Raw genomic sequence first — 13,904 nt, forward strand, 5'->3', positions numbered from 1 at the left:
AGTGTCTGTCAGTGAGTACCTCGCTCAATTTGAAAATTGATAAAGAAAAGGTCAGAGAGATTCCTTTGGTGGACCTCGCCTTTATGGTGCTGAAAGCGGCCAATACGCCGTATTACTACCGTGATTTGATGAATGAGGTAGCTAAACAGCGCGGAATGACTGATGAAGAAATCAACGAGTTTATTGCCCAGCTATATACCGAGATTAATATCGATGGCCGGTTTGCTTGCGTCGGTACAAGTCTGTGGGGCTTGAAGCGCTGGTATCCGGTAGCTGGATCGGAAGATACCATGACGGGTGCGAAGCGTCCGCGCATCATCAACGATGAAGACGATGATCTGGAAGATGAGGACTTCGGGGAAGAGGAAGACAGCTACAACAGCGACGAAGACTTCGATAATTCTGATGATGATCAGGACGAAGATGATGACGATGATGATGATGATGAAGACATCTTTGACGAAGAAGATGGCGAAGAAGAAGTTCTAGTTGAAGATGACGATTTGGAAGAGGAAGACCTCGAAGAAGACGATGAAGAAGAGTCCGAAGACGAGGGTGAATTTGACGACGATTCCGATAAGTAGCAGTCATTTTTGACGTCGATAGTTTACCCGTTTTCCCCCTATAGTCAGCCTTGACAGCAGACGGGGTAACGGGTAAACTATTGCATGGGCTTATGAATGAGCGACAAAATATTTATGTTTTTTATAAAAAGTGCCCCGTCCTGCGGGAGTACTTTTTTTGTATTTTTAGAGGCAGAATTTTGCAAAATGATTTGAATTCCGCATGCTCCCGGCCAACAATCCGTGGTCTATTTTTGTATATCCAAAACACCAAATGGATCGATGCCATGATATCTATTTAGGGACAGGCACGGTCGTTGGCTTCCGGAAGGTTTGCACCATTCTACGCTGTAGAACAACGTTGTTTACACACGGTCTTCGCATGAAAGAGCAGTTCGCAGATGCAGGGAATTTCTGCCATTGCTCTTTTTAACGATGATTACCTGGGAAACGGGTTACGATAATACCATATATCGCCTGAATTTCTGTACTTATATTAGGAGGGTAATAATAGTGACAAAGTATATTTTCGTGACGGGCGGAGTTGTGTCCTCCCTGGGCAAAGGGATAACGGCTGCCTCGCTGGGCAGATTGCTGAAAAACAGAGGGTTGAAGGTAACTATTCAAAAATTTGATCCATACATCAATATCGACCCGGGAACAATGAGTCCTTATCAGCATGGTGAGGTTTTTGTAACGGATGATGGCGCGGAAACGGATCTTGACCTTGGCCACTACGAACGTTTTATTGACATCAACCTTTCCAAAAACAGCAACGTCACGACTGGTAAAGTATACTCCTCCGTCATCAGCAAAGAGCGGCGCGGGGAATATCTGGGCGGAACGGTACAAGTCATTCCACACATTACGAACGAGATCAAAGAGCGCGTATTCCGCGCAGGACGTGAAGCGGGTTCGGATGTCGTTATTACGGAGATCGGTGGTACGGTAGGTGACATCGAGAGCTTGCCGTTCCTGGAAGCTATTCGTCAGATCAAGAGTGATGTAGGCCGTGACAACGTCATGTACATCCATGTAACACTTATTCCTTACATCAAGGCTGCCGGCGAAGTGAAAACCAAACCAACGCAGCACAGCGTGAAGGAATTGCGCAGCATCGGAATTCAGCCGAATGTCATTGTATGCCGTACAGAGTATGAGCTGTCCAAAGACATGAAAGCCAAAATCGCTCTCTTCTGTGACATTGATGAAAATGCCGTGGTGGAATGCCGTGATGCAGACACATTGTACCAAGTGCCGTTGAACCTGCGTGAAGAAGGTTTGGACGAGATCGTGGTAAACCACCTGAAGCTGACTACTCCTGCACCGGATATGAGCGAGTGGGAAGGGCTGGTTGACCGTATCAACAAGCTGCAGCATACCGTGGAGATTGCCATTGTAGGTAAATATGTAGCTTTGCATGATGCTTATTTGAGTGTTGTTGAATCCTTGTCTCATGCAGGATTTGCATCCAATGCCGATGTGAAAATTCGCTGGGTTCCCTCTGAAGATATTACGGATGAGAATGTAGGCGAACTGTTACATGGCATTGGCGGCATCCTTGTTCCTGGTGGTTTCGGAGATCGGGGTATTGAAGGTAAAGTATCTGCGATTCGGTATGCCCGTGAGAAACAAATTCCGTTCTTCGGTATTTGCCTGGGTATGCAGGTTTCCGTTATTGAATATGCACGTTCCATCGTTGGTTTGTCTGGAGCGAACAGCTCCGAGATCAATCCGGCTACCGAGTTCCCGGTAATCGACCTGTTGCCTGAACAAAAAGATATCGAAAACCTGGGTGGTACAATGCGTCTGGGTCTGTATCCTTGTAAGCTTCAGGAAGGTTCCCTGGCAATGTCTTGCTATGATGATGAACTGGTCTATGAGAGACACCGTCACCGGTACGAGTTCAACAATGAATACCGTGAAGCGATTGAAAAAGCCGGTCTGGTTATCTCGGGTACATCCCCGGATGGACGTCTCGTTGAGATCGTGGAGCTTCCGGGTCACCCATGGTTCCTGGCAGTACAATTCCATCCGGAATTCACATCCCGTCCGAACCGTCCACAACCGTTGTTCCGTGAGTTTGTAAAAGCATCTCTGGAGAGCGCTGGAAAATAAGTAATGATTATTAAGTTATAAATATTAGGATGTTCTTGGCAACCGATAAGGATGCCGAGGGCATCCTTTTTTTAGTGCGTCGAGTTAAGCGAAAATGGTTTTTGGCATTTTGGGATGTAAGCAGGATTTCAATGGGGGAGGTAGAATACTTATCATGACGACTATGGGATTGTTATCCAGATTCAGACGTACATGCTTTCCTAATTCTAGGAGGTTAATCAGTGGAAAATAAAAAAGTGTTGATTGTCGATGACCAAAACGGTATTCGAATCCTGTTAATGGAAGTGTTCAGCAGCGAAGGATATCATACGTTCCAAGCGCCTAATGGGAAGATTGCCCTGGAGATAGTAAATAATGACAAACCTGATCTTGTGCTGCTTGATATGAAGATTCCTGGCATGGATGGCCTGGAAATTCTGAAACATATTAAGGAAATTGATCCGGATATTAAAGTCATCATGATGACGGCTTATGGTGAGCTGGACATGATCAAGGAAGCTACAGATCTTGGAGCGCTAATGCATTTTACGAAACCGTTTGATATCGATGAAATGCGAGTGGCAGTCAATATGCAGCTTCGAAATGGTGCTGCAAATAAGTGCAGCTGAATCCTGTGGATACAGGATTTTTTTGCGTGTGAAGCTGTAAGTGTTTACGGGTAGGCATACAGGGTATTTCAGTCAGGCATCCGGGGAATATTGGAAATGGGGACGTCATCATGCTATGTCTATGAAAACTGTGCTGCAAAGCACAGCATTTTTGCAAATGCTTGTTTAGTATTTGACATGGGATGTGGTATAATAAGCCCGTATGTGATTTCGGCTAAAAACCATAGACACAACCCAACACCCTAGGAGGATTGAAACCATGCCATTAGTATCTATGACAGACATGTTGAACAAAGCACTTGAAGGTAAATATGCAGTTGGTCAATACAACATCAATAACCTTGAGTGGACTCAAGCGATTCTTGCTGCTGCTGAAGAAGAGAAATCCCCAGTAATCTTGGGCGTATCCGAAGGCGCAGCGCGTCACATGAGCGGTTTCTACACAGTAGTTAAAATGGTAGAAGGACTCATTCACGACATGAAAATCACCGTTCCAGTTGCAATTCACCTGGACCACGGTTCCAGCTTTGATAAGTGTAAAGAAGCGATCGATGCTGGATTCACATCCGTAATGATCGACGGTTCCCACCACTCCATCGATGAAAACATCGAAATGACTAAAAAAGTTGTTGAATATGCACACGCTAAAGGCGTTTCTGTAGAAGCCGAAGTAGGTACTGTTGGTGGACAAGAAGACGACGTTATCGGTGGTATCATGTACGCTGACCTGAACGAGTGTGTACGTATCGTTAAAGAAACAGGTATCGACACATTGGCTCCAGCTCTTGGTTCCGTACACGGTCCTTACCATGGCGAGCCTAACTTGGGCTTCAAAGAAATGGAAGAAGTTCGCGATGCAGTTAACGTTCCACTGGTTCTGCATGGTGGTACAGGTATCCCTAAACATGATATCGACAAAGCCATTTCCCTGGGAACTTCCAAAATCAACGTGAACACCGAGAACCAAATTTCGTTCTCCAAAGTGGTTCGCGAAGTGCTTGCAGCTAAACCAGATGCTTACGATCCACGTACATTCATCGTACCAGGCCGTGATGCAATCAAAGAAACCGTTAAAGGTAAAATTCGCGAGTTTGGTTCCAACAACAAAGCGTAATTTGTCTTTACCAGTTCCATACTGTGAAAGTGGAAAGAACACCGCCTAGCCGGTGTCTTTCCATTTTCACGCCTTATTTCTACATCGAAAGCCAACAGCACGTATTGCCGTTAACCGGCTGCAAAACACGTAGGGGGACATTAAGCTTTATGGAAAAATTGATGATTAGTGGCGGACGTCCGTTACAGGGAACTGTAACTATAAGCGGCGCCAAGAACAGCGCCATCGCGCTTATTCCTGCAGCATTGCTTGCCGAGTCAGAAGTCGTGCTGGACAACCTGCCGCTTTTGAGTGACGTGGCGGTTTATGCAGAAATTTTGGAGGAACTCGGAGCTCGTGTACACTGGGAAGGCAGTCAGATGAAGATCGATCCTTCCGACATTAAATCCATTCCCATGCCGAATGGTCCCGTGAAGAAGCTTCGTGCTTCGTATTATATGATGGGAGCACTGCTTGGGCGTTTTAAAGAAGCAACCATTGGTTTACCCGGGGGCTGTAACTTTGAGCCTCGTCCGATTGATCAACATATCAAAGGGTTTGAAGCGCTTGGCGCAACGGTAACAAACGAACACGGCTCCATTCATTTGCATGCCAAAGAGCTGCGCGGAGCAAAGATTTATCTTGATGTGAGCAGTGTAGGTGCAACCATTAACATCATGCTGGCGGCTACTCGTGCCAAAGGCTCTACAATTATCGAAAACGCGGCTAAAGAGCCTGAGATTATAGATGTAGCAACACTTTTGAATTCAATGGGTGCCAGCATCAAGGGTGCTGGTACCGAAACGATCCGTATTGAAGGTGTGTCGGAGCTTAAGGGTTGCCGTCATTCCATCATTCCGGACCGTATACAAGCAGGCACGTATATGATCGCTGCGGCTGCAACGCGTGGTGACGTCCTGATTGATAATGTTATTCCCAAACATCTGGAGGCTTTGACGGCAAAGTTGCTGGAAATGGGCGTTGGCATTGAAGAGCTCGACGAAAGTATTCGTGTCATTGGCAAACCGAGCTACAATCATGTAGACGTTAAGGCGCTCGTATATCCCGGTTTTCCGACGGATTTGCAGTCCCCGATGACCAGTGTGTTGACACAGGCAACGGGTGTGAGTGTCCTGAGCGACTTTGTATATAGCAACCGGTTCAAGCACGTTCCTGAGTTGGTACGCATGGGCGCCAAAATCCGTGTGGAAGGGCGCTCGGCTATTATTGAAGGCAGTGCATTGAATGCGGCCAAGGTAAAAGCATCCGATCTTCGCGCCGGTGCCGCGCTGGTGATCGCGGGTCTCACCGTCAGTGAAGGTGTGACCGAAGTGACAGGCGTGGAATTTATTGATCGTGGGTACGATCATCTAGTAACCAATCTGCGTCTGCTAGGTGCAGATGTGTGGCGAGAAACCGATTAATTCTGTATTGTATGACGAGTTTTACGGCATTAAAGTGATTATTTTGACAGAACTGCATATCCTTTCAGTAATTGGGCAAACCTGTTTTAATAGAGTTCTCAGTCTCTCCGGGATAAGACGAAATGTTCCTGTTTCCTTTACCGGAGGGTCTTTTTTTGAGTCAGACTTCATATGGCTTTAAGAACATCATTTCCTTTTCCCCAAACCCCGGTTTTGTTTGAACTGCGCTTCATAGCCGGTCTGCCCGGATCGAACGCCTCATGTATTCGTGTTCACTCACTAGCGGATCTTGCCGAAAGATGGCTATCCCGCCCGGAAACTTACACTCAAAGACAAGTATTTGCATTATAACGGTGACATTCCGTACAATGGACAGAAGAGAAATGCAGAACGTTGCTGCTCTTATAGCCGGAACATCAAGCGAAACTATCCATTTCACGGACTTATTAATTGAATAGGTGGTTATTATATGGATCTACAAATTTCCGATTTGGAAGAAATGAAACTAACGGACCTCTACAAACTGGCCAAAAAATATCAAATTCCCTACTACGGCACTTTAAAAAAGAAAGAATTGATCTTCGCTATATTACGTGCACAAGCTGAACAGAGTGGATTGATGTTCATGCAGGGTGTGCTCGAAATTCTACCTGAAGGCTACGGATTCCTTCGTCCGATCAATTACCTGCCAAGTACGGAAGACATCTACATCTCAGCCTCACAGATTCGCAAGTTTGACCTAAGAACAGGTGACCTCGTATCAGGTAAGTGTAGAACACCTAAAGAAAACGAGCGATACTTCGGTTTGCTGCAAGTCAACGCTGTAAATGGTGAGAATCCATCAGCGGCTGCGGAAAGACTTCACTTCCCGGCATTAACCCCATTGTACCCGCAGAAGAAACTGGTTCTCGAAACATCCCCCAGCCATTTGTCCACACGCATTATGGATGTACTCGCCCCGGTAGGACTGGGACAGCGCGGATTGATCGTAGCACCTCCCAAAGCGGGTAAAACACTTCTCCTCAAAGAAATCGCCAACAGCATCTCAACCAACAACCCAGAAATTGAACTATTTGTCCTGTTGATTGATGAACGTCCGGAAGAAGTTACGGATATGTCGCGTTCGGTTAAAGGGGAAGTTGTAGCTTCTACGTTCGATGAGCTGCCAGAAAACCATATCAAAGTTGCGGAATTGGTGCTGGAACGTGCGCTCCGTCTGGTTGAAGCAAAAAAAGATGTCGTTATTTTGCTAGATAGCATTACGCGTCTTGCTCGTGCATACAACCTGGTCATCCCACCGTCCGGACGGACACTTAGTGGCGGTATTGACCCGGCAGCATTCCATCGTCCGAAACGTTTCTTCGGTTCTGCTCGGAATGTAGAAGAGGGTGGAAGTCTGACGATCCTGGCTACTGCTTTGATTGATACGGGCTCACGTATGGATGATATCATTTATGAAGAATTTAAAGGTACGGGCAATATGGAGCTTCATCTGGATCGCAAGCTGGCAGAGCGTCGTATCTTCCCGGCTATCGACATTCGTCGTTCCGGTACACGTCGCGAAGAAGTGTTGCTGAGTAAGGAAGAACTTGATACAATCTGGGCGATTCGTAAAAACATGAACGATTCCCACGACTTTGTCGAAGGTTTCTTGAAGAAACTGCGTAATAGCAAAACGAATGCTGAGTTCCTAGCGGCATTTGATACAGCTGGCAGCAGTCAGACCAGCAACTCCGGAACGACTACGACTCGACGTTCGCCAAGACAGACTGCGGCGTCCGGTACAACTACCTAGCATTACGTCGTTGATTTAACTCAATTTTTGCAGCGCTGCTGTTGATTAACAATATACTCGTCGTTTGGCTTTAACCCATTAGATGTGAGGAGAACATCATGTATTTAGTATACGCAGATGAAAAAGGTAATGTATTTGATCACCCTTCCCTGTACGGGCTGGCCCGCAGCGGAGATATGATCGTCGAAATTATGGAGGATGAGCTGATTCCTTTGCCGGAAGGTGCAACGCTGGTTGGACTGCCGAGTACACGTCCGATTGGTATGGACCCGGATACTGGCGAAATGCTGCCAATGCCTAGTGATACACAGGCGGTTGGAGCTTTGCTTCCGCAAGGATTCACTCGGTTGTGTCTGCCGGGGTATGTAAAAACGGATAAGGAGTACAAACTGCCTTTGTTCGGTTACTCGGCTGTTGTTTGGAAAGATGGTCAGTTTTACGTCACTGCCCGGATGTCAGATCATCCGGATAAATGGAACCCACTGAACTGTGATCGGGATGACGTACGTGCGGGTGTTAAACGTTTAACGAAGCAATATCCCGAAAATCGTCTCTATACCCATTTGTCCAATTGTGCGCTCGGGTATGAATGTCTGACTTCTTCCAATACCTTCCTGAATCGTTGGGAAGGCGGAGTTCCAGTATCCTATTCCTGCAACGCAGGCTGTTTCGGATGTATTTCCGAGCAACCGGATGACAGTGGCTTCGTTTCCCCGCAGACCCGGATGAATTTCCGTCCGCGTGTAGACGAAATCGTTGAAGTAATGCTGGAGCACTTGAAAACGCCGGAATCGATTATCAGCTTTGGTCAAGGTTGTGAAGGGGAGCCTTCCACACAGGCTAAATTGATTATTGAAGCCATCCGCGAAGTGCGTTCCATTACTGACATGGGATATATTAACATTAACACCAATGCCGGTTTGAATGATCACATGAGAGGTATTGTTGATGCTGGGCTTGATCTAATGCGTGTAAGTACAATTAGTGCACTGGATGACCACTATAATGCATACTACAAACCTCGCGGATATACACTGGCCAATGTAGAAAAATCGATGAAATACGCTGCTTCCCAGGGTGTATATACGTCGATCAACTATTTGATCTTCCCGGGAGTAACGGATCGTGAGGAAGAGATTGAAGCGATGATTGAGTTTGCTCGCAGAACCGATTTGCGTCTTATTCAAATGCGTAATCTTAATATAGACCCTGAGAGCTATCTGGAATTGATTCCTCCGGCTCAAGGTGATATTTTGGGCATGAAGCAAATGATGGAGATCTTTGAGGAAGAGCTGCCTGATGTCGTTATCGGCTCATACACGCACGTTCCCCCAGCTGGAATGGCGCGTCCGAAACGTCTGATCACCTCATGACAATAATGGATTGCAACCGGCATTAGGCCGTGTTATAATCTTCGATGTTGTGCCATTTACTCTGGGTCCGCTTGAGGCTCAGGGCGGAAAGAGGTGAAAGGTAATGAAAGCAGCAATTCATCCTAAATACACGATTGGTCAAGTATCTTGCGCTTGCGGGAATACTTTTGAGACTGGTTCGGTTAAAGACGGACTTCGTGTAGAGATTTGCTCCGCGTGCCACCCGTTCTTCACAGGTAAACAGAAGTTTATCGATGCTGGCGGCCGTGTTGATCGTTTCAAGAAAAAATACGGAATCTAATTCAGCAATTCCCTGGGAATTGTCTGACTATTACATCCAAATCACCTCTGCCGTTCCGGCAGGGGTTTTTATATGTTTTTATGTGATTGTATTGCTGCTCTTTTCGCTCTGGTTGCAATTTAGACAACCTTAAGTTATACTATTTCTTACCGTGCTAGATGGGGAGGTAGCGGTGCCCTGTAACTCGCAATCCGCTACAGCGAGGTTGAATTCCTGCTAGAGGTTTTGTCGATGTGAGGTTTGGTCCCTTAACGTGGTGTTGACGGTTGGGTCCTCCGCAATGAGTACTCATGAACCTGGTCAGGTCCGGAAGGAAGCAGCCATAAGTGAGATCACTCTTGTGCCGGAGGGTCGCCTAGCCCGAGCTGTTGTTAAGGGGTGCCGCTTGGATCGCAAATATCGATAGCAGGTGCACGGCTTACCATTTAAATGTAGAGACCTTTGCAGTTGTATGTATGCAGAGGTCTTTTTGATATGTCTAAAAAAACCATGCATGATGAGTCAGATAAAGTTTGGATTCACCCCGGAATATAGTATAATGGGGGAACGACAAAGGACTCGAATGCGAAGTGGAAGGAAGGTAACGCATCATGGAGCATATCGCGTTATACCGGGCTTGGCGTCCCCAGTCGTTTCAAGATATGGTGGGACAACAGCATATTATTCAGACCTTGCAGAACGCGATTCGTGAACAGCGGACTTCCCATGCCTACTTGTTTAGCGGGCCCAGAGGAACAGGGAAGACGAGTGCCGCCAAGATTTTGGCCAAAGCTGTAAACTGCGAGCGCGGGCCTGCGCCTGAGCCTTGTAACGAATGTGAAGCTTGCCGCAGGATTACGACTGGCGCTGTGATGGATGTGCAGGAAATTGATGCCGCATCCAACCGTGGCGTTGAAGAAATCCGCGATCTTCGGGAAAAGGTGAAATACGCCCCGACTGAAGTCCGGCAGAAAGTGTATATTATTGACGAAGTGCACATGCTGACGACAGAGGCATTCAATGCGCTACTCAAAACATTGGAAGAGCCTCCGCCACATGTGATGTTTATTTTGGCAACAACAGAACCCCATCGTCTTCCGGCAACGATTATTTCTCGCTGTCAGCGATTTGATTTTCGCCGGGTGTCCCTGGAAGAACAGACAGCACGACTTACGCTGATCTGTGAACAGGAAGGCATGGAAGCTGATCAGGACGCACTCCAGTATATTGCTCGTCTGTCTGACGGAGGGATGAGGGACGCACTCAGTGTCCTGGATCAGATCTCCTCCTATACAGATGGAAGGGTAACCTATCAGCAAGTTATGGATATGACCGGAGGCATTCCTTCCGAACAGTTTGCAAAGTTGGCTGCTTCTCTGCTCAAAGGCGATGTAGGTCATATTTTGCAAATGATCGAAGGGTTCATGCATGAAGGTAAGAGTGCGGACAAGTGCATGGAAAATTTGCTTTATTATTTCCGTGATTTGCTTATGATTAAGATGGTGCCGGATGCAGATAAACTGACGGATCGGGTGCTTAATCCCGAGTCGTTCCGTGATATGGCGGAATCATTCACCAAGGAACAGCTGTTCCAGATGATTGATACTCTTAACCGGTACCAGAGTGAGATGAAATATGCAGTACAGCCGCAGACGTTGTTTGAAGTAGCTCTCCTTAAACTGTGCAGTATTCCTGCTCAAGGGGCATCATCGGGTCAGATGGAGGGTTCGGCCGGCGCTGCTCCTGCTGCATCCGCGCCAGCGGATGGCGGGGAGATCAACCGACTGAAGCAACAGCTTGCTGAACTGGAGAAAAAGCTGGATCGCGCGCTTAAGGGCGGTTTGTCTGGTGGGGAGGCTACATCAAGTGCTCCTTCACGCCCGGCAACACGAGCTCCATTGTCGAGAGGCAATTCGCCAGCGAAGCTGCCTGCACAGCTTGATCAGTACGTTGCACGTAAGGGATCTCCTGAGTTTGCGGAGGTTAGCAAGAAGTGGGGGCAGATCCTGCAGCGCGTCAAAGAAGAGAAAGTAACCGTTCACGCCTGGTTTATGGATGGTGAACCGGTATCGGTGCTGGAAGACAATGTTCTGGTGGCGTTTAAGAACAACATCCACCGTGAAACTACGGAGAAGCAGGCTAATCGTGAAGTGATTGAACGGGTGCTGTCTGAACAGCTTGGACATTCAGCGCGTCTTGTGACGATGATGCTCAAAGATTGGACCGGAGCGATGGAAGGAGCTACTGAAACGCCAAAGGAGGACTTTAAGCTTGAACCTGAGCATGAAGACGGCGGTTCAGGCAACAAGCAGCCTTGGATTGATGAAGCCATCCAGCTCTTTGGTGAGGACCTTGTAGTGATCAAAGAATAGATATACATGCGCCTGGCGCGATAACTATACCAAAGGAGATGAATAATCATGAACAACATGAACCAAATGATGAAACAAGTGAAGAAAATGCAGGAGCAAATGCTGAAGGCACAGGAGGAACTGGCGGACAAAACAGTCCAAGGTACTTCTGGTGGCGGTGTTGTAACTGCTGAAGTTAACGGACATAAGAAATTGCTGGCTATCACTATCAAGCCAGAAGCGGTTGATCCAGAAGATGTAGAAATGCTGCAGGATCTGGTTATGACAGCAGTCAATGACGCAATGACCAAAGCGGATGAAATTGCGAACCAGGATATGGGTAAATTCACAGGCGGTATGAAAATTCCGGGATTATTTTAATTTAAATTGAACCTATCAAAGGAGACGCAATCGATTGTATTATCCCGAACCGATAGCGAAGCTGATTGACGCCTTCACCCGTTTGCCGGGTGTTGGCCCCAAGACTGCGGCGCGACTAGCTTTTCATGTGCTTAAAATGAAGGAAGATGACGTTATTGACTTTGCCAAAGCGCTCGTCAGTGTGAAGCGGAATCTTCATTACTGTTCGGTGTGTTGTAATATTACGGATACTGACCCGTGTCGGATCTGTCAGGACAAATCCAGGGATGTCTCGGTAATCTGTGTAGTTCAGGATTCCAAGGATTTGGTGGCTATGGAGCGTACCAAGGAATTTGACGGATACTATCATGTGCTGCAAGGCGCAATCTCTCCTATGGAGGGAATAGGTCCGGATGATATCCGTCTGAAGGAACTTTTGACCCGTTTAAGCGATGAGCGAGTTAAAGAACTGATTCTGGCTACAAATCCGAATATCGAAGGTGAGGCCACGGCGATGTATATTTCCCGTCTGGTCCGTCCGTTTGAGATCTCGGTGACTCGGATTGCCCATGGATTACCTGTTGGGGGCGACCTGGAGTATGCGGATGAAGTGACTCTTTCCAAGGCGCTGGAAGGGCGCAGGGAAATGAGATAGCTGTGCGTGTTTTCTTTAATGAGAGCATGCGCCTATAATGATTGATTTCCTAAAAGAGAAGAATAGATGAGTTTGGATTACTTTAGATTACTTTAGAGAGCCCTTTAGGCTCTCTTTTTTGTTTTAATTTCTTTCTATCGTCGCTAAGATGTGAAGTCTCTCATTTCTACTGAAGTATGATTATTAATCCATAGAATTTCGTTGAGATTAAAATAACGAATCATTAAATTATGTAGCTCGGTTCTAAGTTTGTCCTTTCCCTGATATGTATGAGAATATACTGTGCTGATCAGGAAGGGGAGGGCTTATGTTTACATGGCGAAATGTAGGAAGATCGGTGGAGAAGCGTGAAAGATTGCTAAAGGAGATGGAAGAGGACCAGATTTATTCTGATATACAGAAAGCCAAGGCAGAGTGGGAACGGGCTGTCAGACAGTTTGAAGAGGCGCAGGGGCAGGATGAGATTGATTATGCGATCTATGTGCTGGAGGCCGCGGAGCGTAAATATCAGATTCATTTGAAGCGCGCTAAACGTGTAGGGATTAATAAGGCGGTTATAGGTAATCGGGAAATGGGCATGTAGGTGGAGGTGTGAGAATCAATTACGGGGGTGCTGAGTATGAAGAGTCTTATATTAGGCAGTGTGCTTGTTGTATCGTTACTAGGGTTGATAATCATCCTATTTAGAAAACGGATTGGGCTATCCTTTTTTACATCATTCGGGATTCATCTGGTACTGGCTGCGGTAGGGATATATGTAGTTAATTATTCAGGGTGGATTACCGGAACCTACATTCCACTGAACCCTGCTACAATAGGAACTGTAAGCATTCTAGGACTACCGGGTGTTGGTCTATTGTTGGGTTTAAAAATTTCTTTGTTTGGGTAGTTGACTCCTTCAATGTTTATATGGTACATTATATCTCGTTGCTTTGCTTGCTTGGTTAAATGCTTTTGACGAAATGATCGAGTTCGATAAGAACTTGGAAAAAGAATTTCAAAAAAAGCTTGACTGAAACAAACGAAGTATGGTATATTATAAAAGTCGCCGCTGAGAGAAAATGGTGACGAAAAAGCAAGGAAATTATCAAGTTTGATCTTTGAAAACTGAACAACGAGTGAGTAAACATTCTGCTTGCAGAATGAACGCGAAAGTTTGAAACAAGCCTAGGCTTGAATCGACTGGAGCATAAATGAGATTTTTAATCTCGTCAGTTTCAAAATGAGCTTATCGCTCTTTTCAATACTTTATTGGAGAGTTTGATCCTGGCTCAGGACGAACGC

Annotated in this window: 13 protein-coding genes and 1 other RNA gene; all 14 read left to right on the forward strand. The window is 46.4% G+C overall.

All coding sequences use genetic code 11. From position 1 onward, the window contains the following. Positions 1–11: 11 nt before the first annotated feature. The gene (gene rpoE, locus BMW94_RS28710; protein WP_091002038.1) at positions 12–584 is read left to right on the forward strand and encodes a DNA-directed RNA polymerase subunit delta; all 573 of its coding nucleotides are present in this window, start codon (positions 12–14) and stop codon (positions 582–584) included. A gap of 492 nt (positions 585–1,076) precedes the next feature. Then, entirely contained in the window at positions 1,077–2,681 is a 1,605-nt protein-coding gene (locus BMW94_RS28715) for a CTP synthase (protein ID WP_091002040.1), read from the forward strand. Positions 2,682–2,902: 221 nt separating this feature from the next. Further along, on the forward strand, positions 2,903–3,289 hold the full coding sequence (locus BMW94_RS28720) for a response regulator (protein WP_091002042.1): 387 nt from the start codon (positions 2,903–2,905) through the stop codon (positions 3,287–3,289). A 259-nt stretch (positions 3,290–3,548) separates the two neighbouring features. After that, on the forward strand, positions 3,549–4,403 hold the full coding sequence (gene fba / locus BMW94_RS28725) for a class II fructose-1,6-bisphosphate aldolase (RefSeq protein ID WP_024628780.1): 855 nt from the start codon (positions 3,549–3,551) through the stop codon (positions 4,401–4,403). Positions 4,404–4,552: 149 nt separating this feature from the next. Further along, positions 4,553–5,806, forward strand: a complete 1,254-nt coding sequence (locus BMW94_RS28730; protein WP_063567653.1) for a UDP-N-acetylglucosamine 1-carboxyvinyltransferase — start codon at positions 4,553–4,555, stop codon at positions 5,804–5,806. 469 nt (positions 5,807–6,275) lie between these two features. After that, positions 6,276–7,601 (forward strand): transcription termination factor Rho, encoded by a 1,326-nt coding sequence (rho, locus tag BMW94_RS28735; RefSeq protein ID WP_063567654.1) that lies wholly within the window; start codon positions 6,276–6,278, stop codon positions 7,599–7,601. Between the two features lie 98 nt (positions 7,602–7,699). Beyond that, entirely contained in the window at positions 7,700–8,974 is a 1,275-nt protein-coding gene (locus tag BMW94_RS28740; RefSeq protein ID WP_063567655.1) for a radical SAM family protein, read from the forward strand. Positions 8,975–9,077: 103 nt separating this feature from the next. Continuing rightward, on the forward strand, positions 9,078–9,275 hold the full coding sequence (rpmE, locus tag BMW94_RS28745; RefSeq protein WP_024628775.1) for a 50S ribosomal protein L31: 198 nt from the start codon (positions 9,078–9,080) through the stop codon (positions 9,273–9,275). Between the two features lie 149 nt (positions 9,276–9,424). After that, positions 9,425–9,692: signal recognition particle sRNA large type (ffs, locus tag BMW94_RS28750), an RNA gene on the forward strand. 173 nt (positions 9,693–9,865) lie between these two features. Next, positions 9,866–11,626, forward strand: a complete 1,761-nt coding sequence (gene dnaX / locus BMW94_RS28755) for a DNA polymerase III subunit gamma/tau (RefSeq protein WP_091002043.1) — start codon at positions 9,866–9,868, stop codon at positions 11,624–11,626. A 48-nt stretch (positions 11,627–11,674) separates the two neighbouring features. Continuing rightward, positions 11,675–11,986, forward strand: coding sequence for a YbaB/EbfC family nucleoid-associated protein (locus BMW94_RS28760; RefSeq protein WP_024628773.1), 312 nt, complete (start codon positions 11,675–11,677; stop codon positions 11,984–11,986). Between the two features lie 34 nt (positions 11,987–12,020). Beyond that, positions 12,021–12,620: a recombination mediator RecR gene (gene recR / locus BMW94_RS28765; protein ID WP_053779059.1), complete on the forward strand. Its 600-nt coding sequence runs from the start codon at positions 12,021–12,023 to the stop codon at positions 12,618–12,620. Between the two features lie 307 nt (positions 12,621–12,927). Beyond that, a complete protein-coding gene (locus BMW94_RS28770) occupies positions 12,928–13,203 on the forward strand; it encodes a DUF2508 family protein (RefSeq protein ID WP_091002044.1) in 276 nt (91 codons plus the stop codon). 36 nt (positions 13,204–13,239) lie between these two features. After that, a complete protein-coding gene (locus BMW94_RS28775; protein ID WP_063567659.1) occupies positions 13,240–13,509 on the forward strand; it encodes a pro-sigmaK processing inhibitor BofA family protein in 270 nt (89 codons plus the stop codon). The last annotated feature ends 395 nt before the right edge of the window (positions 13,510–13,904 follow it).

This window comes from Paenibacillus sp. OK003 (assembly GCF_900109515.1).
In the GTDB taxonomy this organism is placed as follows: domain Bacteria; phylum Bacillota; class Bacilli; order Paenibacillales; family Paenibacillaceae; genus Paenibacillus; species Paenibacillus marchantiae.

Excerpts from the sequence above, each read along its gene's own strand:
- rho (WP_063567654.1), top strand. The coding sequence starts at position 6,276 with ATGGATCTACAAATTTCCGATTTGGAAGAAATGAAACTAACGGACCTC.
- BMW94_RS28730 (WP_063567653.1), top strand. The coding sequence starts at position 4,553 with ATGGAAAAATTGATGATTAGTGGCGGACGTCCGTTACAGGGAACTGTA.
- BMW94_RS28775 (WP_063567659.1), top strand. The coding sequence starts at position 13,240 with ATGAAGAGTCTTATATTAGGCAGTGTGCTTGTTGTATCGTTACTAGGG.
- BMW94_RS28760 (WP_024628773.1), top strand. The coding sequence starts at position 11,675 with ATGAACAACATGAACCAAATGATGAAACAAGTGAAGAAAATGCAGGAG.
- BMW94_RS28740 (WP_063567655.1), top strand. The coding sequence starts at position 7,700 with ATGTATTTAGTATACGCAGATGAAAAAGGTAATGTATTTGATCACCCT.
- dnaX (WP_091002043.1), top strand. The coding sequence starts at position 9,866 with ATGGAGCATATCGCGTTATACCGGGCTTGGCGTCCCCAGTCGTTTCAA.
- rpmE (WP_024628775.1), top strand. The coding sequence starts at position 9,078 with ATGAAAGCAGCAATTCATCCTAAATACACGATTGGTCAAGTATCTTGC.
- BMW94_RS28770 (WP_091002044.1), top strand. The coding sequence starts at position 12,928 with ATGTTTACATGGCGAAATGTAGGAAGATCGGTGGAGAAGCGTGAAAGA.
- fba (WP_024628780.1), top strand. The coding sequence starts at position 3,549 with ATGCCATTAGTATCTATGACAGACATGTTGAACAAAGCACTTGAAGGT.